15 protein-coding genes are annotated in these 16,157 nt (G+C 69.3%); 12 read left to right on the top strand and 3 right to left on the bottom strand.

What is annotated here, in order from left to right:
• Positions 1–85 precede the first annotated feature (85 nt).
• The 4 genes from CUR96_RS01675 to CUR96_RS01660 are packed head-to-tail and all read left to right on the top strand — an operon-like array spanning position 86 to position 4,594.
• Positions 86–1,369 carry a M18 family aminopeptidase gene (locus CUR96_RS01675; RefSeq protein WP_102191572.1) on the top strand — a complete coding sequence of 428 codons (1,284 nt, stop codon included), beginning with the start codon at positions 86–88 and terminating at the stop codon, positions 1,367–1,369.
• A gap of 56 nt (positions 1,370–1,425) precedes the next feature.
• A complete protein-coding gene (locus CUR96_RS01670) occupies positions 1,426–2,877 on the top strand; it encodes a purine-cytosine permease family protein (RefSeq protein WP_102191571.1) in 1,452 nt (483 codons plus the stop codon).
• On the top strand, positions 2,874–3,464 hold the full coding sequence (locus tag CUR96_RS01665) for a cysteine hydrolase family protein (protein ID WP_102191570.1): 591 nt from the start codon (positions 2,874–2,876) through the stop codon (positions 3,462–3,464). The genes CUR96_RS01670 and CUR96_RS01665 overlap by 4 nt, the downstream gene beginning before the upstream one ends.
• A gap of 59 nt (positions 3,465–3,523) precedes the next feature.
• A complete protein-coding gene (locus CUR96_RS01660) occupies positions 3,524–4,594 on the top strand; it encodes an alpha/beta hydrolase (protein ID WP_102191569.1) in 1,071 nt (356 codons plus the stop codon).
• Positions 4,595–4,599: 5 nt separating this feature from the next.
• Here CUR96_RS01660 and CUR96_RS01655 read toward each other — a convergent pair whose 3' ends face one another.
• Together CUR96_RS01655 and CUR96_RS01650 are read right to left on the bottom strand one after the other, a co-directional pair.
• Positions 4,600–5,973: a pyridoxal phosphate-dependent decarboxylase family protein gene (locus CUR96_RS01655; RefSeq protein WP_102191568.1), complete on the bottom strand. Its 1,374-nt coding sequence runs from the start codon at positions 5,971–5,973 to the stop codon at positions 4,600–4,602.
• 9 nt (positions 5,974–5,982) lie between these two features.
• Positions 5,983–6,615, bottom strand: coding sequence for a TetR/AcrR family transcriptional regulator (locus CUR96_RS01650; protein ID WP_102191567.1), 633 nt, complete (start codon positions 6,613–6,615; stop codon positions 5,983–5,985).
• Positions 6,616–6,677: 62 nt separating this feature from the next.
• Between CUR96_RS01650 and CUR96_RS01645 the strand changes: the two genes are divergently transcribed.
• The 7 genes from CUR96_RS01645 to CUR96_RS01615 are packed head-to-tail and all read left to right on the top strand — an operon-like array spanning position 6,678 to position 13,634.
• Positions 6,678–7,706 (top strand): agmatine deiminase family protein, encoded by a 1,029-nt coding sequence (locus CUR96_RS01645; RefSeq protein ID WP_102191566.1) that lies wholly within the window; start codon positions 6,678–6,680, stop codon positions 7,704–7,706.
• On the top strand, positions 7,706–9,421 hold the full coding sequence (locus CUR96_RS01640; RefSeq protein WP_102191565.1) for an amidase: 1,716 nt from the start codon (positions 7,706–7,708) through the stop codon (positions 9,419–9,421). Before CUR96_RS01645 ends, CUR96_RS01640 begins: the two co-directional genes overlap by 1 nt.
• Positions 9,422–9,451: 30 nt before the next feature.
• Positions 9,452–9,658, top strand: coding sequence for a hypothetical protein (locus CUR96_RS01635; protein WP_102191564.1), 207 nt, complete (start codon positions 9,452–9,454; stop codon positions 9,656–9,658).
• Between the two features lie 30 nt (positions 9,659–9,688).
• The gene (locus CUR96_RS01630; RefSeq protein ID WP_102191563.1) at positions 9,689–10,543 is read left to right on the top strand and encodes a tryptophan 2,3-dioxygenase; all 855 of its coding nucleotides are present in this window, start codon (positions 9,689–9,691) and stop codon (positions 10,541–10,543) included.
• Complete coding sequence (locus CUR96_RS01625; protein ID WP_102191562.1) at positions 10,543–11,565, top strand: amidohydrolase family protein; 1,023 nt, start codon at positions 10,543–10,545, stop codon at positions 11,563–11,565. The genes CUR96_RS01630 and CUR96_RS01625 overlap by 1 nt, the downstream gene beginning before the upstream one ends.
• A gap of 1 nt (position 11,566) precedes the next feature.
• Entirely contained in the window at positions 11,567–12,781 is a 1,215-nt protein-coding gene (locus CUR96_RS01620; RefSeq protein ID WP_102191561.1) for a kynureninase, read from the top strand.
• A 4-nt stretch (positions 12,782–12,785) separates the two neighbouring features.
• Entirely contained in the window at positions 12,786–13,634 is an 849-nt protein-coding gene (locus CUR96_RS01615) for a PaaX family transcriptional regulator (protein WP_102191560.1), read from the top strand.
• On the opposite strand, the gene CUR96_RS01610 is transcribed toward CUR96_RS01615, so the two are convergent.
• On the bottom strand, positions 13,621–14,628 hold the full coding sequence (locus CUR96_RS01610) for a LacI family DNA-binding transcriptional regulator (RefSeq protein ID WP_102191559.1): 1,008 nt from the start codon (positions 14,626–14,628) through the stop codon (positions 13,621–13,623). The two genes, CUR96_RS01615 and CUR96_RS01610, sit on opposite strands and share 14 nt — an antisense overlap.
• A 146-nt stretch (positions 14,629–14,774) precedes the next feature.
• Between CUR96_RS01610 and CUR96_RS01605 the strand changes: the two genes are divergently transcribed.
• A complete protein-coding gene (locus CUR96_RS01605; protein ID WP_102191558.1) occupies positions 14,775–16,058 on the top strand; it encodes an extracellular solute-binding protein in 1,284 nt (427 codons plus the stop codon).
• Positions 16,059–16,157: the final 99 nt, after the last annotated feature.

The following is a 16,157-nucleotide window of genomic DNA, read 5'->3' as shown; positions in this document are numbered from 1 at the left end:
AACCGTAACGGCTGTATCCGGGAGTGACTCACCCGCACCATCCGCCCGATTACGATCGAAGCACCCCCTTTCAGGAAGGTCCTTCATGCCCGTCACCCCGGTAGCCCTCGCTCACGCCGACGATCTCGCCGACTTCATCGCCGCGTCTCCGTCGAGCTACCACGCGGCGTCCGAGGTGGCTCGCCGCCTGGAAGATGCCGGATTCGTCCGTCTCGACGAGACCCAGCCGTGGCCATCACAGCCCGGCGGACGCTTCGTGGTCGTGCGCGACGGGGCGGCGATCGCCTGGGTCGTGCCGGCGGATGCCGCTGCCACGACTCCCGTGCAGGTGTTCGGCGCGCACACCGACTCCCCCGGTTTCAAGCTCAAGCCGCAGCCGACCACAGGAACGAAGGGCTGGCTGCAGGCGGCCGTCGAGATCTACGGCGGCCCGCTGCTGAACTCGTGGCTCGACCGTGAACTTCGGCTCGCCGGGCGCCTCGCCCTCGCCGACGGACGGGTCGTGCTGGCGGACACCGGACCGCTGCTGCGCCTGCCGCAGCTGGCGATCCACCTCGACCGCGGCGCGAACAGCGGACTCGAACTCGACAAGCAGCTCCAGACGCAGCCGGTATGGGGCCTCGGCGACCCGACCTCGGCCGACATCCTCGCCGAGCTCGCCGCCTCGGCCGATGTCGATGCCGCCGACATCCGCGGCTACGACGCGGTCGTCGCCGATTCGGCACGTGGCTCCGTGTTCGGCAAGGACGACGCTTTCTTCGCCGCCGGCCGCCTCGACGACCTCGCCTCGGTGCACGCCGGGGTCGTGGCGCTCGCATCGCTCGACCCGGCCGCTGGCGACCCGATTGCCGTCCTCGCCGCCTTCGATCATGAAGAACTCGGCTCCGGATCGCGGTCCGGAGCCGCCGGCCCTTTCCTCGAAGACGTCCTGGAGCGCGTGTACGCGAGCCTCGGCGCGGATCCCTCCCAGCGCCGTCAGGCGTACGCGTCGTCGTGGTGCCTCTCCAGCGACGTCGGGCACTCGGTGCACCCGAACTACGTCGCCAAACACGACCCTGTCGTGCAGCCGGTGCTCGGTTCGGGACCGATCCTGAAGATCAACGCCAACCAGCGCTATGCGACCGATGCCGTCGGCGCCTCAGCCTGGTCGTCGTGGTGCGAGCGCGCCGGCATCGCGTCGCAGGAATTCGTGTCGAACAACACCGTCCCCTGCGGTTCGACGATCGGTCCGATCACCGCGACCCGTCTCGGGCTGCGCACGGTGGACGTCGGCATTCCGATCCTGTCGATGCATTCGGCCCGCGAGCTCGCCGGGGTCGCCGATCTGCATGACCTCACCCGGGTGGCCGAGGCGTTCTTCCGCGGCTGAGCGGGTCGAAACGCTGATTCCGGCCGCAATGCCCTCGGCAGTGCCAGGATGATGGCATGAGCGAGAAGATCGCAGCAGCGCCGGCACTGATCGAGCGCGCCGGCATCGAGATCATCCCCGAGTCCGAGCGGACCGCGAAACCCCGAGACCTGTTCTGGCCGTGGTTCGCGGCGAACGTGTCGGTGTTCGGCATGTCGTACGGGTCGTTCGTGCTCGGCTTCGGCATCTCCTTCTGGCAGGCGACGCTCGTCTCGGTGATCGGCATCGTGGTGTCGTTCCTGCTCTGCGGACTCATCGCGATCGCCGGGAAGCGCGGTTCTGCCCCGACAATGGTGCTCTCGCGCGCCGCCTTCGGCGTGCACGGCCAGAAGGTGCCGGGCATCGTGTCGTGGCTGACGTCGATCGGCTGGGAGACGTTCCTGGCGATCATGGCCGTGCTCGCCACGGCGACGGTGATCACGCAGCTCGGCGGTGACGGTGACAGCGTCGCGCTGAAGATCGTCGCGACGGTGATCGTCGCGGCTCTCATCGTCACGGCATCCGTGCTCGGGTATCACACCATCATGAAGCTGCAGTCGGTGCTCACCTGGGTCACCGGCGTCGTGACGATCCTCTACGTCGTCCTCGCGATCCCCGCCATCGACCTCTCCGCCGTCCTCACGAAGCCCGACGGCGGCATCGGCCAGGTCATCGGCGCTCTCGTCATGGTGATGACCGGATTCGGCCTCGGCTGGATCAACATCGCCGCGGACTGGTCTCGCTACCAGAAGCGCACGGCATCCGACGGCGCGATCGTCGCCTGGAACACGTTCGGCGGATCCATCGCCCCGGTGATCCTGGTCGTCTTCGGCCTGCTGCTCGCCGGTTCCGATGACGACCTGAGCGCCGCGATCGCCGGCGATCCGATCGGCGCCCTGGCGAGCATCCTGCCGATCTGGGTGCTCGTGCCGTTCCTGCTCACGGCGGTGCTCGCCCTCGTCTCCGGTGCGGTGCTCGGCATCTACTCCTCGGGCCTGACGCTGCTGAGCCTCGGTATCCGCATCCCGCGGCCCTCCGCCGCGGCCATCGACGGCGTGATCCTGACGATCGGCACCATCTACGTGGTGTTCTTCGCGACGGACTTCCTCGGCCCGTTCCAGAGCTTCCTGATCACCCTCGGAGTGCCACTCGCATCGTGGGCCGGCATCCTCATCGCCGACATCCTGCGGCGCAAGAAGGACTACGACGACGAAGCGCTGTTCGATGCGAACGGCCGCTACGGCGCCTGGGACGCCGTCTCGATAGTCACGATGATCGTCGCCTCCGTCATCGGCTGGGGGCTCGTGGTCAATCTCTTCGCGGATGCCGCGCCGTGGAACAACTGGCAGGGTTACCTGCTGGTCCTCGTCGGCGGCAGGGAGGGCGAGTGGGCCTACGCGAACCTCGGCGTCTTCTTCGCTCTGGTGCTGTCGTTCCTGGTGACGTGGTTCGCCAGGGCGGGGAAGATCCGGCGTCAGGAGCAGGCGTGACGGATGCCGCTGGCACATCGACGGGCTCCGCACCCTGGCTGGTCGTCATCGACCCGCAGGCGATCTTCGCCTCGGCGGACTCCGCCTGGGGTTCGCCGTTCTTCGCCGACGCGATGCCACGCATCCGTTTCCTCGCGGAGATCTTCGGCGACCGCGTGCTCGTGACCCGGTGGATGCCGACCGCCGACCGCTCCACCTCATGGGGCGCATACTTCTCGGCCTGGCCGTTCGCCGACCAGTCCCCGAGCGACGCTCTGTTCGATCTCGTGCCGGAGGCGCAGAGTCTCAGCACCCATCCCACCCTCGATCTGCCGACCTTCGGCAAGTGGGGGCCCGAACTGGAGGCGATCGTCGGGCGGGGCGCGAACGTGGTCCTCGCCGGCGTCTCCACCGACTGCTGCGTGATCTCCACCGCCCTGGCCGCAGCCGACGCGGGCGCCTTCGTCACCGTCGCCGCCGACGCATGCGCGGGCTCGACCGCCGAGAATCACGCCGCGGCCATCCACGTGATGGGGCTGTATCCGCCGCAGATCACCGTGAGCGACACGGCGGCGATCCTCGCCGCGGCGGCGTCGCTGTCACCGTGAAACGCGATTCCCCGGAATCGCACCGACTCCTGCCAGACTGATGCCAGAAGGGGGGCGCCATGACCGCGCACGCGCACACCGATGAGGCCGATGGCCAGAACACCGATGGCCGCAGGAAGACGCGACGCCCCTGGCACCGCACCAAGGTGACCGTCGGCGTGGTCGCCGCCGTCGTCGCGATCGTGGTCGTGGTCGGCTCGATCACCCCGTGGCCCTCCGCAATGCTGATCCGCTCGGTGTTCGAGAAGGGCGGCGACCAGACCGCCGCCGAGATGGACAAGCACGTTCCCGACACCGAGCTCACCGAGACTCTCGATGTCGCCTACGCCGACGGCGGGGCCGACACCACCATGGATGTCTTCCGACCGGCATCCGCCACCGGCCCCCTCCCGACGATCGTGTGGATCCACGGCGGCGCCTGGGTATCGGGCTCGAAGGAGAACGTCGACCCGTACATGCGCATCCTCGCCGCTGAGGGCTACACGACCATCGCGGTGAACTACACGATCGGACCGGAGGGCGTCTACCCGCTCGCCGTGCACCAGCTCAACGACGCGCTCGGCTACATCGACGAGCACGCCGACGAACTCGGCGTCGACCCCTCGCAGATCGTGCTCGCCGGGGACTCGGCCGGCGCACAGCTGGCCAGTCAGATGGCGACCCTCGTCACGAGCACGGACTACGCCGACATCCTCGGCATCACCCCCAAGATCGACGCCGACCAGGTCGTCGCCACGGTGCTCAACTGCGGCGTCTACGACCTCGCCGCACTGGCCGAGCTCGACGGCATCATCGGCTGGGGATTCAAGACGTCGATGTGGGCGTACTCCGGCACGCGCACCTGGGCGGAGGATTCCACCGGAGCGACGATGTCGACCGTGAACTGGGTCACCGCCGACTTCCCGACGACATACATCTCCGGCGGCAACGGCGACGGGCTCACCTGGTTGCAGTCGATCCCGATGGCCCAGCGGCTCGATGAGCTCGGCGTCGACGTCACCACCCTGTTCTGGCCGGCACCCCATGAACCGGCACTGCCGCACGAATACCAGTTCCACCTGGACATGCCGGACGCCCAGACCTCACTGCAGAAGACACTCGACTTCCTGAGCGCGCACACGAACGGCTGAGCGGCCTACTTCATCGTGTCGAGGATCCCGACGAGGTCGTCGAACGTCGTCATCGGGTTGAGGATCGCGAACCGGGTGTTCGGCCGGCCGCCGTGCGAGCTCGGCACGACGAAGGCGCGCTGCGAATCGAGCAGCTCGTCCGACCACCGGTCGTAGTCGGCACGGTCCCAGTCGTTGCGCTCGAACACGACGACCGAAAGCTGCGGGTCGCGCACCAGCGTGAGTTCGGGGCGGCGGGCGATCTCTGCGGCGATCCGCTGGGTCAGCGCGAGCGTCGAGCTGACCGCATCGCGGTACGCCGCGACGCCGTATGTCGCCAGGGAGAACCACATCGGCAGGCCCCGCGGGCGACGGGTCAGCTGGATCGAGTAGTCCGAGGGGCTGAACTCGGCGGCATCCGTCAGCGTGTCCAGGTACTCGGCGTGCTGGGTGTGCGCACGTCGCCCGCTGTCGGGGTCGCGGTAGATCAGCGCGCAGCAGTCGAAGGGGGCGAACAGCCACTTGTGCGGGTCGACGATCACCGAATCGGCGCGCTCGACGCCGGCGAAGATGTGCCGCGCCTCCGGGGCGAGCATCGCGGTGAGACCGTAGGCGCCGTCGATGTGCAGCCAGAAGTCGAACTCGTCCTTGAGGGCGGCGATGCCGGCGATGTCGTCGACGATTCCGAAGTTCGTCGATCCGCCCGTCGCGACCACGGCGCAGATCTCGTCACCGTGCTCGGCGAGCGCCTCGCGCACGCCTTCGGCCCGCAGCACGCCGTCGGCCCCGGCAGGAACCAGCAGCACATCGGCATCCATGATCTTGGCCGCCGACTTGTTCGAGGAGTGCGCTTCGACGCTGCAGACGATCTTCCAGCGCGCCGGCAGCTGCTTGCCCGCTTCGGCTAGCCGCGCCTTCGCCGACTCCCGGGCGGCGACCAGCGCCGAGAGGTTGCCGATCGTGCCGCCCTGCACGAACACGCCCCCGGCGGTCTCCGGCAGGCCGAACTCGGCGGCGAGCCAGGAGAGCACCTCGTTCTCGGCGTGCACGGCACCCGCACCCTCGAGCCAGCTGCCTCCGTACAGGCCGGATGCCGAGACGACGAGGTCGAACGCCATCGCCGCGATCGTCGGCGCGGTGGGGATGAAGGACAGATAGAGCGGATGACTCGTCGTCAGGCACGCCGGCGCGAGGATGTGCTCGAACACGCTGAGCGCGCGCTGGGCACCGAGACCCGAATCTGTGATGGTCGCGCCGACGAGGCGGTTGAGCTCGGCCTCGGTCTGCGGCTTGTCCAGCGGCACGTCGGAGGCGAGCATCCGGCGCCGCGAGTAGTCGAGCACGGCATCGACGATCGCGGTCGATTCGGGCGAGGCGGCGTGCATGCGCACAGCGTCCATGAGCGGTCCTTAGGGTTCGGCGGGGTGAGCGGGAGGGTCGGCACGGTCGAGCACGGCGGACAGCGCGCGGCGCGCGAGGTCGGCGCGGTCGTGCGGCGCCCACTTCACGAGGGAATGCGCGCTCATGCCGTCGACCATCGCGAGCAGCAGCCAGGCGGCGGACGCGGCATGGACGGCGGGGATGGCGCCGGTGGATGCTGCGCGGGTGAGGGCATTCTCGAGGGCATGCTGCCACAGATCCATCTCGTATCGCACGCGCGCGGCGAGATCGTCATTGCGGGTGCCGAGCGCCCAGGCCTGCACCCAGATCAGCGTGACGTCGTCGCGAGCGGGGTCGAGCAGCGTCTCGACCAGCCTGAGCAGATCGGCGCGCCGGACGGCGCCGGACTCGAATCCGGAAAGCACCTCATCGCGCTCGGCGCCGACGATCGTGCCGAACACCTCTGCCACGAACGCTCCCATGGCCGGGCGGTAGTGGGCGACCAGGGCGGGAGTCACGCCGACGCGAGCGGCGACGGAGCGCACGGTGAGGCTGTCGAGGCCATCGTCGCGGGCCTGCGCGATCGCGCCGTCGAGGATCGCTCGATCGCGTTGCTCCGGAGACATCCGCCGGGGCGTCGCACCTGTTGACGTGGTCTTCATCACCGGCTACCGTAGCAGCTGTTGATCACGTGTTCAATAGAGCGCTGCAGCGAGGAGACCCGATGAACTGGCGCATGCCCGCCGAGACCGCACGCCACGAACGCACCTGGATGGCGTTCCCCGCCGAGGGGATCACTCTCGGCGAGACGGCGTCGGAGCGCGAAGAGGGCTACTCCACATGGACAGCAGTCGCGCACGCCGTCGCCGAGTTCGAGCCGGTCGCCATGCTCGTCGATCCCAGCGAAACGGCGCGTGCCCGGCGCATGCTCAGCGGCAGCATCGAGATCGTGGAAGCGCCGGTCGATGAGTTCTGGATGCGCGACTCCGGCCCCACCTTCGTCGTCGACGAGGGCCGGCTCGGCGCGGTCGACTGGGTGTTCAACGGCTGGGGCGCGCCCGCTTGGGCACAGTGGCACAAGGCCGCACAGCACGCTCGCCTCATCGCGGGCGCAGTCGGTGCGGAACTCGTCAGCTCGGTGCTCGTGAACGAGGGCGGCGGCATCCATGTCGACGGCGAGGGCACCGTGCTGCTCACCGAGACCGTGCAGCTCGACCCACGCCGCAACCCCTATGCCGACAGGCAGCGCGTCGAGGCCGAGATGCTGCGCACGATCGGCGCGACGAAGGCCGTCTGGCTGCCGCGCGGCCTCACCCGCGACTACGACGAGTTCGGCACGAACGGGCACGTCGACATCGTCGCGACGATCACCGCGCCCGGGCACATCCTCCTGCACGACCAGCGGGACCCGGCGCACCCGGACCACGCGGTGACGCGCGAACTCCGCGCGCATCTCGAGCAGCAGACGGATGCCGCCGGCCGCCGATTCGAGATCATCGACCTTCCTGCGCCGACGACGCTGCGCGACGACGAGGGTTTCGTCGACTGGAGCTACGTGAACCACCTCGTCACGAACGACGGCGTCGTGGCATGCGGGTTCGGTGACGAGCAGGCGGATGCGGCGGCGCGGTCGATCCTCGCCGACGCCTACCCGGGCCGCCGCGTGGTGACCGTCGACGCCCGCCCGCTGTTCGACCGCGGCGGCGGCATCCACTGCATCACCCAGCAGCAGCCGGCGCTGGAGAACAGCTGATGTTCGACGTCGTCGAAGCCTCCATCGCCGACCTCCGCCGCGCCCTCGAGACGGGGGCGACGACCGCGGTCGATCTCGTCGACGCCTATCTCGCGCGCATCGCGGTGTTCGATGCCCCGGGCACCGAGACGGCGCTGAACGCCGTGGTCGTCTCCAACCCGGATGCCCGCGCCGAAGCCGCCGCGTCCGATGTCCGTCGCGCCCGCGGCGAGACGCTCGGTCCGCTCGAAGGCATCCCGTACACGGCGAAGGACAGCTACCTGGTGCGCGGGCTCACCGCCGCGGCGGGCAGCCCCGCCTTCCGGGACCTCGTCGCCCAGCACGATGCGTTCACGATCGAACGGCTCCGGGCCGGCGGGGCGATCTGCCTCGGCCTGACGAACATGCCGCCGATGGCGAACGGCGGCATGCAGCGCGGCGTGTACGGCCGCGCGGAGAGCCCGTACAACGCCGATTTCCTGACGGCTCCCTTCGCCTCCGGCTCGTCGAACGGCTCCGGCACGGCGACCGCCGCGAGCTTCGCCGCCTTCGGGCTCGGCGAAGAGACCTGGTCGAGCGGCCGCGGTCCCGCCACGAACAACGCCCTGTGCGCGTATACGCCCTCCCGCGGCGTGATCTCGGTGCGCGGCAATTGGCCGCTCGTGCCGACGATGGATGTCGTCGTGCCGCACACGAGGAACATGGCCGACCTGCTCGAGGTGCTCGACGTGATCGTCGCCGACGACGTCGAGACCCGCGGAGACTTCTGGCGAGTGCAGCCCTGGGTCGCGATTCCGCCGGCATCCTCCCTGCGCCCGGCGTCATACCCGGAGCTGGCCGTGGACGCGGCGAGCGCCCTCGCCGGTACGCGGGTCGGCATCCCGCGGATGTACATCAACGCGGACCCGGATGCCGGCACGGCGGAGAGCCCGGGGATCGGCGGCCCGACCGGCCGGCGCATCGACACGCGCGCCAGCATCATCGCGCAGTGGGAAGCTGCTCGCCGAGATCTCGACGAGGCCGGTGCGACGGTCGTCGAGGTCGACTTCCCCGTGGTCTCGAACTACGAGGGCGACCGGCCGGGCGCCCCGACGATCGCCACCCGCGGTCTCGTCTCGCCCGAGTACCTGAAGCGCGAGATCGTCGACCTTTCGGCCTGGGGCTGGGAGGACTTCCTGCAGGCGAACGGCGACGCCCGACTGCGCACGCTGGCCGACGTCGAGGGAGCCGCGATCTTCCCGCATCCCGAAGGCGCCCTGCCCGACCGCTACACCGGGTTCGACGACGACATCGCCGAGTATCCGGGCTGGGTGCGGGACAACCCCGGCGCCGGTTTCGACGTGATGCCGGAACTCGAGTCCGGTCTGCGCGGGCTGGAGGAGACGCGCCGTGTAGACCTCGAAGCGTGGATGGACGCCCTCGACCTCGACGCCGTCGTGTTCCCGGCCGTGGCCGATGTCGGCCCGGCCGACATGGACGTGAACGCGGCATCCGCCGATCTCGGCTGGCGCAACGGCACCTGGATCGCCAACGGCAACCTCGCGATGCGCCACCTCGGCATCCCCACCGTCACGGTTCCGATGGGACTCATGGCCGACATCGGCATGCCGATCGGCCTCACGTTCGCGGGCCGTGCCTACGACGACGGGAAACTGCTGCGCCTCGCCGCCGGCTTCGAGACGATCGGCACCCCCGGCTCCCGCCGCACGCCGCCACCGCGCACCCCGCGCCTCTGACGGCCGAGAGCGCAGGTCTAGGCTGAGCGCATGGACAACGGAGCGTTCGTCTACGCGATCTTCGCCCTGCCGTTCTGGATGGGCATCATCACTGTCGGAATCGTGCTCCTTCTGCTCATCCCCATCGGTCTCAACGTTGTGCTCCGGATCATGATCGACGGCATCCTCGCCGCGAACCGTCGCCGCAGTGAGCGCGCCTACGTGAGGAAGCATCAGGCCAACATTTCAGATCTGTGACGCCCGCCACATCGGTGATATATTCGGGCCATGAGCACCGAGCAGAACGAGCGCGAACTCGAGACGGGGATCGTCACCGACCTCTCGGGCAAGATGACCTACGGGTCCTACCTCGACCTGGATCGGCTGCTCACCGCGCAGCATCCGGTCTCGAGCCCCGAGCACCACGACGAACTGCTGTTCATCATCCAGCACCAGACGACCGAGCTCTGGCTGAAGCAGCTGCTGCACGAGCTCTCCTCCGCGCGCGAGCTGCTCGCCAGTGACGACCTGCGCGAGGCGCTGAAGCGGGTCGCACGCGTCAAGAAGATCCAGGACGTGATGACCCAGCAGTGGTCGGTGCTCGCCACCCTCACGCCCACCGAGTACGCCCAGTTCCGCGGTGCGCTCGGCAACTCCTCCGGCTTCCAGTCGGTGCAGTACCGGGCCGTCGAGTTCGCCCTGGGCAACAAGAACGAGCGGATGCTGCAGGTCTTCGCCGACCATCCGGCCAACCTCGCCCTGCTCACCGCCGAGTGGGAGAAGCCCACCGTCTACGACGAGTTCCTCCGCTTCGCCGCACGACGTGGACTTCCGATCCCGGCCGAGATCCTCGAGCGCGACGTGCGGCTGCCGTACCGCGAATCCCCCGCCCTCGTGCCCGCGATCCGCGAGATCTACGAGAACCACCAGGAGCACTGGGATCTGTACGAGGCATGCGAAGACCTCGTCGACCTCGAGGACAACTTCCAGTTCTGGCGCTTCCGTCACCTCAAGACGGTGACCAGGACCATCGGCATGAAGGTCGGCACCGGAGGGTCCAGCGGCGCCGGCTTCCTGCAGCGCGCCCTGGAACTGACCTTCTTCCCCGAGCTGTACACCGTGCGCACCTCGATCGGCAGCTGATGCAGGCCGCCACGTTCTTCGACGGCGAAGGATTGCGCGACGGCATCCTCGACGACCGGATGCTGCTGCGCGACGAGCGGCCGCCCGCCGACCTCCCCCGGCTCGACGGCGTCATCGTCGGCGGCTTCACCGACCATCACGTGCACCTGCAACTCGTCGACTCGTCGCTCCTCGCCCACTCCACGCTCGGGCGTGTGATCGACCTCGGCGGGAACCCCAGCGTGCTGCGCGCCCTCGCCGCTGACGCGCGTAGCGGGGCCAAAAGTACATCTGCGCCTTTCCGCGAGGTCGAAAACGCATCGGAATCGCCCTTTTCGGATGCTTTTTCGACCTCGCACGCGGGGGGATCGTGCCGCATCGAGTTCGCGGGGGCGTTCCTGACCGCGTCGGGCGGATACCCATCGGACCGCGACTGGGCGCCGGCCGGGTCGTGGCGTGAGATCGCGACCATCTCGGACGCCGAGGCGGTGATCACCGAGATGGCGGATGCCGGAGCATCCGTCATCAAGGTCGCCTGCAACAGCACAGCCGGCCCCGTCTTCGGCGACGAGACCCTCCGCACGATCGTCGTGCTCGCGGCTGGCCGTGGCCTGCCGGTGGTCGCGCACGCCGAGGGAGATGGCGAGGCGCAGCGCGCGGCACGACTCGGTGTCCGCATGCTCGCGCACGCACCGTTCACTGAACGCCTCACTGACGATGAGATCGCCGCGCAGGCGGCATCCGTCTCCTGGATCTCCACGCTCGCGATCCACGACGGAGCGGACCGTGTACGGGCACTGGACAACGTGCGCCGCTTCCACGCCGCCGGGGGCACCGTGCTCTACGGCACCGACATGGGCAACGGCCCGACGCCCGTCGGCCTGAATCCCGCTGAGGTCGCCGCCCTGCGCGAAGCCGGGATCGACGGCGTCGACCTGCTGCGAGCGCTCGCGCCGCAGGATCCCCTCGATCCGGCATCGACGCTGCTCCGTCTCACGCAGAAGACTCTCGACCCCCTCGACGCCCGACCCCTGAAGGTGTGACATGACCGACCTCCTCGACACGGCTCGCGCGCTCGATGACGCCGATCCACTCGCCGCGCACCTCGACGCCTTCGCAGAAGCGCCGGGAGTCAGCGCCTATCTCGACGGCAACTCGCTGGGGCGGCCGCTCAAGGACATCCCCGAGAAGCTCGCCGCATTCGTGCGCGACGACTGGGGGACGAGGCTCATCCGCTCGTGGGACGAGCAGTGGATGGCGCTCCCCCTCGAGCTCGGCGACCGGATCGGGCGCATCGCGCTCGGCGCCGCGCCCGGCCAGACGGTCGTCGCCGATTCGACCAGCGTGCTCATCTACAAGCTGATGCGCGCCGCGGCCGCCGCGGATGCCGCCCGCACCGAGCTCGTGATCGAGGCGGGCAACTTCCCGACCGACCGCTTCCTCGCGGAAGGCGTCGCCGCCGAGACCGGGATGACCCTGCGCTGGCTCGAGCCCGACCCGGTGCACGGCGTGCGACCGGCCGACGTCGCAGCTGTCGTCTCGGAACGGACGGCGCTGGTCTCGCTCAGCCACGTCGACTACCGCTCGGGAGCCCTCGCCGACATGCCGGCGATCACCGCCGTCGCGCATCAGGCCGGCGCGCTGATGATGTGGGACCTCTGCCACTCGGTCGGCGTCGTCCCGATGCAGCTCGACGCCTGGGGTGTCGACATGGCGGTCGGCTGCACCTACAAGTACCTGAACGGCGGACCGGGCTCCCCTGCGTTCGCCTATCTGCGCCGCGAGCATCAGGGCGTGCTGCAGCAGCCGATCCAGGGCTGGTGGAGCGCGGCCGACATCTTCGCCATGGGGCCGGAGTACGCCCCGGCCGGCGACATCCGCCAGCTGCTCAGCGGCACTCCGCCGGTCACCTCGATGCTCGCGATGCAGGGGATGCTCGATCTCATCGAGGAGTCGACGATCGAGCTGGTCCGGGCGAAGTCGAGGTCGCTCACCGACCTCGCCGTCCGGGCGTACGACGAGACGCTCGCCCCGCTCGGGGTGCGGCTGCTGAGCCCACGGGATGCGGAGTCGCGCGGCGGTCACGTCACGATCGGCCACCCCGACTTCCGCGCGGTGACGCAGCGGCTGTGGGCGGACGGCATCATCCCGGACTTCCGCTTCCCCGATGGGATCCGCCTCGGTCTCTCGCCGCTGAGCACCTCGCACGTCGAGACGGTGACCGGAGTCCTGGCGGTCAGGGACGCCCTGCGCGGGTGATCGGATGCAGAGCTCGCAGGCACCCTCGGAGGGCGTGATCCTCGACGACATCGATGCACGCCCCGGCAGCACCGCCTCGCTGCTGCGCACGTTCATCGGCCTCTACCTGCGCCGCCTCGACGGCTGGATCTCCGCATCCGACCTCGTGCGCTTCGCGGGCCGCCTCGGCATCCCGCCCGCCCAGGCCCGCACCGGGTTCACGCGCCTCAAGCAGAAGGGCCTGCTTCTCGCCGCCCGCGAAGGCGGCATCGGCTATCGGCTCAACCCCGCGGCGATCCCCATGCTCGAGCGCGGCGACCGGCGCATCTTCGACGTGCGGCAGATGGCCATCGGGGATCCGTGGTGCCTGCTGTCGTTCTCGATCCCGGAGACCCGCCGCGACCTGCGGCACCGGCTGCGCCGCCGACTGCAGTGGATCGGCTGCGGCATGGTCTCCCCCGCGCTGTGGATCTGCCCCGGGTACCTGCAGGACGAGGTCGAGGACATCCTGGCCGAGCTCGACGCCCGCGAGTCGGCGACGCTGTTCCGCACGCAGACCCCGCAGGTCGCCGGGTCTCTCGCCACCGCCGTGGCGGGTTGGTGGGATCTCACTGCCCTGCGCGCCGAGCACGAACTGTTCCAGGAGTCTATCGTGGCGCTGCCGGATGCCGTCTCCGAGCCGTTCGCCGCGTACGTGCGTCTCATCGACGCATGGCGGGTGCTGCCCTACCGCGATCCCGGCCTTCCCGCGCAGCTGCTCCCGCCCGACTGGCCGGGCCAGCGCAGCTTCGACGCGCACGCGCGGCTGTCGGCGCAGCTCGCCGCCCCCGCATGGGATTTCGTGCGCGCGACGGTCGGGCTCAGCGCGGACTGACTCCGGGGCATGAGGTGGTCGCCCGCACCACGAGCCTCGTGGGCAGGATCACGTGCAGCTGTTCCAGCGGCGCTCCGGAGAGCAGGGTGAACACCATCTCTGCGGCGACCGCTCCGAGGCGGTTCATCGGCTGCCGGATGGTCGTCAGCGGCACCGCCCTCCGGGACGCCTCGGGGACATCGTCGAAGCCGATCACCGACAGGTCGTCCGGCACCCGCAACCCCAGCTCCTGGGCGACGTCGATGACCGCGATCGCGGAGAGATCATTGGCGGCGAAGACGGCCGTCGGGCGGCTGTCGCCGGCGAGCAGGACCCGAGCCGATTCCCGCGTCGTCTCCAGGTCGTATCGTCCGATGCCGATCAGAGCGGGATCGACGGGGATGCCGGCATCTCCCAGCGCCCGCCGGTAGCCGGCGTCGCGGAGGCCGGCTGAGCGCAGGTCGGGGCGCCCTGCCAGGAAACCGATCCGCCGATGCCCGAGCTCGATCAGATGCCGCGTGGCCGCCAGGGCGCCGCCGAAACTGTCGGACTCCACCGTGGGGAGCCCCGCCCGGCCGGTATGCGGATCGATCGCGACCACCGGGATCTCCGTCGATGCGCTCACGACCGTCGGCGTCACCATGATCGCCGCGTCGATCAGGGTGCCGGACAGCCTGCTCAGCGAGCGTCGCTCCCAGCCCTCGGATGCTCCCTGGCGCGAGCTGTACGCGAGCAGATCGAAGGCGGTTCCGTGCGCCGCGGATCCGACGCCCTTGAGGATCTCGGCGCTGAACGGCTCGAAGTCCGCCAGGAGAACGCCGATCACCCCGGTGCGTCGCGCCCGCATGCTGCTGGCGACCAGGCTGGACTCGTACCCCAGCTCGCGCACCGAGTCGAGGACGCGCCGAACCGTGGCATCCGCGATTCCGTATCGTCCGTTGACCGCTTTGGAGACCGTGGAGACCGAGACTCCCGCCGCTTTGGCGACGTCGTGGATCGTCGTTCGTCCGCTCATGTCTGCACAGCGTAGCGTCGGCTCCCCATCGGACGGAAACTGTTTTCGAAAACGTTTGACGATGTCGGCTGATCCCGCCAAGCTCTCCCACGCCTCCCTGTGACGCTGACCACGACGAGGCCCTCAACGAAGAGAACGGGAATCACATGAAAGCCACCAAGATCCTGCTGGCATCAGCCATCGTGACCGCGGGCGCTCTCGCGCTCGGCGGATGCAGCGCCTCGCCCGGCGAATCCGCCGACGGCGAGGTCACGCTCACGTTCTGGCAGAACTCGACCACCGGCGACGGCCAGAAGTACTGGAAGGACACGATCGCCGCATTCGAGGCGAAGTACCCCGACGTCACCGTCAAGATGCAGTCGATCCAGAACGAGGAGATGGACGGCAAGCTCCAGACCTCGCTCAATTCCAACGAGGGCCCGGACATCTTCATGGCGCGCGGTGGAGGAAAGCTCGCCGATGTGGTGGAAGCCGGTCAGGTGATGGACATCACCGACAAGATCTCGGACGCGACGAAGTCCGCCGTCAGCAGCTCGCTCTCGGCCTTCGAGATCGACGGCAAGAACTACGGTGTGCCCACGGCCGTGCTGCCGTCCGGCATCTTCTATTCCGCCGACCTGTTCGAGGCGGCCGGGGTCACGACGGCGCCCACGACGATCGAGGAGCTGACGGACGTCACCGCCGATCTCCGCACCTCCGGCGTCGCGCCCATCGCCGTCGGAGCGAAGGACGCGTGGCCTGCCGCGCACTGGTACTACAATTTCGCCCTGCGCGCGTGCTCCAAGGACGCGCTCGACGAGGCCGCCTCCACCCGGACGTTCGACGACGAATGCTGGCTGACCGCGGGCGAGAACCTGCAGAAGCTCATCGATGCCGAGCCGTTCAACGACGGGTTCCTCACGACGACCGCGCAGCAGGGTGCCGGCTCCTCGGCAGGCCTGCTCGCCAACCACAAGGCGTCGATGGAGCTCATGGGCGCGTGGGATCCCGGCGTGATCGCCTCGCTGACACCAGATGAGAAGCCCCTCCCGGACCTCTCCTGGTTCCCGTTCCCCGAGGTCGAGGGCGGCGACGGCGAAGCCGGCGCCATGATGGGCGGCGTCGACGGCTTCTCGTGCTGGGTCAACGCGCCGAAGGAGTGCGTGGACTTCCTCGACTTCATCGCCGAGAAGGGCAACCAGGAGGCCTACGCGAAGGCGTTCCAGACGGTGCCTGCTTCCTCCGAGGCTCAGGCCGCCGTCACCGACCCGGTGCTGAAGAACATCCTCGACGCGTACAGCGCGGCACCGTATGTCGTCGTGTGGCTGGACACCCTCTACGGCCAGAGCGTGGGCAACGCGCTGAACGTCGCGGTCGTGAACATGTTCGCCGGCCAGGGCACGGCGCAGGACATCGTCGACGCCGTGAACAGCGCCGCTGCGAAGTCCTGAGCGGAATCGCATGACTACCACTCGCGTGCCACCGCAGGGCGCGGCGATCGCGCCCGGGACACCGGGCCCGGCCGGGGGCGTGCAGACGCAGCCCCCGGC

Source organism: Microbacterium aurantiacum (assembly GCF_002872075.1).
Taxonomy (GTDB): domain Bacteria; phylum Actinomycetota; class Actinomycetes; order Actinomycetales; family Microbacteriaceae; genus Microbacterium; species Microbacterium aurantiacum_A.
Note: the sequence above shows the minus strand (reverse complement) of the source record. Positions and strands in the feature narration are given on the sequence as shown.

What these genes read in the sequence shown, in the direction of transcription:
- CUR96_RS01635 (WP_102191564.1), top strand. Translation starts at nt 9,452, where the DNA reads ATGGACAACGGAGCGTTCGTCTACGCGATCTTCGCCCTGCCGTTCTGG.
- CUR96_RS01675 (WP_102191572.1), top strand. Translation starts at nt 86, where the DNA reads ATGCCCGTCACCCCGGTAGCCCTCGCTCACGCCGACGATCTCGCCGAC.
- CUR96_RS01645 (WP_102191566.1), top strand. Translation starts at nt 6,678, where the DNA reads ATGAACTGGCGCATGCCCGCCGAGACCGCACGCCACGAACGCACCTGG.
- CUR96_RS01605 (WP_102191558.1), top strand. Translation starts at nt 14,775, where the DNA reads ATGAAAGCCACCAAGATCCTGCTGGCATCAGCCATCGTGACCGCGGGC.
- CUR96_RS01660 (WP_102191569.1), top strand. Translation starts at nt 3,524, where the DNA reads ATGACCGCGCACGCGCACACCGATGAGGCCGATGGCCAGAACACCGAT.
- CUR96_RS01625 (WP_102191562.1), top strand. Translation starts at nt 10,543, where the DNA reads ATGCAGGCCGCCACGTTCTTCGACGGCGAAGGATTGCGCGACGGCATC.
- CUR96_RS01615 (WP_102191560.1), top strand. Translation starts at nt 12,786, where the DNA reads ATGCAGAGCTCGCAGGCACCCTCGGAGGGCGTGATCCTCGACGACATC.
- CUR96_RS01650 (WP_102191567.1), bottom strand. Translation starts at nt 6,615, where the DNA reads ATGAAGACCACGTCAACAGGTGCGACGCCCCGGCGGATGTCTCCGGAG.
- CUR96_RS01640 (WP_102191565.1), top strand. Translation starts at nt 7,706, where the DNA reads ATGTTCGACGTCGTCGAAGCCTCCATCGCCGACCTCCGCCGCGCCCTC.
- CUR96_RS01620 (WP_102191561.1), top strand. Translation starts at nt 11,567, where the DNA reads ATGACCGACCTCCTCGACACGGCTCGCGCGCTCGATGACGCCGATCCA.
- CUR96_RS01670 (WP_102191571.1), top strand. Translation starts at nt 1,426, where the DNA reads ATGAGCGAGAAGATCGCAGCAGCGCCGGCACTGATCGAGCGCGCCGGC.
- CUR96_RS01610 (WP_102191559.1), bottom strand. Translation starts at nt 14,628, where the DNA reads ATGAGCGGACGAACGACGATCCACGACGTCGCCAAAGCGGCGGGAGTC.
- CUR96_RS01630 (WP_102191563.1), top strand. Translation starts at nt 9,689, where the DNA reads ATGAGCACCGAGCAGAACGAGCGCGAACTCGAGACGGGGATCGTCACC.
- CUR96_RS01655 (WP_102191568.1), bottom strand. Translation starts at nt 5,973, where the DNA reads ATGGACGCTGTGCGCATGCACGCCGCCTCGCCCGAATCGACCGCGATC.